Origin of the sequence: Streptomyces ossamyceticus (assembly GCF_001418475.1) — a bacterium.
GTDB classification, from domain to species: Bacteria; Actinomycetota; Actinomycetes; order Streptomycetales; family Streptomycetaceae; genus Streptomyces; species Streptomyces ossamyceticus.
Genome location: NZ_LIQX01000928.1, coordinates 1 through 1,224, shown reverse-complemented (window position 1 = coordinate 1,224; position 1,224 = coordinate 1). Strand labels below are relative to the sequence as shown.

Here is a 1,224-nt window from a genome sequence, read left to right as displayed (position 1 = left end):
CCCCGCACCCGCCTCACCCACTCCCTGGAGTGCGCCGAGCTCCCGGCCGACCTGGGCGCACTCCAGGGAGTGGGTGAGGCGGGTGCGGGGGCTGGCGTCCCAGGCGGGGGTGCGGGTACCGGGGGTGACCACCTGGGTCTTGCCGGCGAGTCTGCGCAGCGCCGCGGAGTGCAGGACGCGGGCGCGATCGCGCTGGAAGGCGGTGCGGCCCGGGCGTTTGTCGTGTTCCGGGGCGTAGCGCTCCGCGGAGGGCGGGTCGTAGCCGGCCGGTGCGTCGAGGCTCGCGGGGGTGGCGTGGTCGGGGGGTGCGGTGCCTTCCATGATTCGACAGTACGGGGAGGGTGTGACAAATGGGTGCCCACTCGTCTGCCGGGTCGGCTTGTCGTGCGGTTACGGGTGCGTCGTGGCTCGTCGCGCCCACGCGGCGGAGCCGCACATTCGATACGGCCCCGCGTCCCTCGTACACGTGCCCTGTACACGTGCCCTCTCGTGGTGCGGCGCCCTACGCCGTCGCCAGCGACCGCTCCTTCGTCACGGCCGGGGTCGCCATGGCCTGGTCGTAGCGGTGCAGGACCAGGCTCGCCATCGCCGGGTGGGTGCCCAGGGGGGCCGAGGCGATCCAGGGGGCCGCCTGCGCGCACTCCGTGGCGAAACGGCCGGGGGCCGTGAAGCAGGAGGCGACCGCCACCCGGGTGCGGCCCCGGGCCGCGAGGGCGGCGACGGCGTCGGGGACCGTGGGCGCGGCGGTGGTGGCGTAGGCGGGGACGACGGGCACGCCGAGGCGTTCGGCGAGGAGATGGGCGGTGCGGCCGGTGTCGACCCTCGACTCGGGGTCGCGGGAGCCGGCCGCGGCGAGGACGACGGCACTGGTACGGCGGGTCTCGGCGTCCATGCGGGTGCGCCAGCCGGCCTCGACGAGGCGGGCGTGCAGGGTCTCCACGAGGAGCGGGTGCGGGCCGAGCGGGGCGGCGACACGCGCGCGTACCGCGCTGTCGGCGGCCATCTCGGGGATGTCCCGCTTGACGTGGTAACCGCGGCTGAGGAGGAGGGGGACGAGGACGGCCTCCCGGTCGCCGAGGGCGGCGAGGGTGTCGGGGAGCAGGGGTTCGTTCAGCTCGATGTGGCCCAGGTGCACGGACAGGCCGGGGCGCTGCTCGCGCACACGGTCCATGAGGGTGCGCACGGTGGCGAGGGCGCGCGGGTCGCGGCTGCCGTGCGCACCCT

At 75.8% G+C, this 1,224-nt stretch carries 1 protein-coding gene and 1 pseudogene; both read right to left on the bottom strand.

The features are described 5' to 3' along the window. A pseudogene (locus tag AOK15_RS40630) lies at nt 1-321 on the bottom strand (deoxyguanosinetriphosphate triphosphohydrolase); the annotation flags it as partial. A gap of 181 nt (nt 322-502) precedes the next feature. Then, the coding region (locus tag AOK15_RS40625) for a sirohydrochlorin chelatase (RefSeq protein ID WP_055524215.1) at nt 503-1,224 on the bottom strand (722 nt) is incomplete at its 5' end.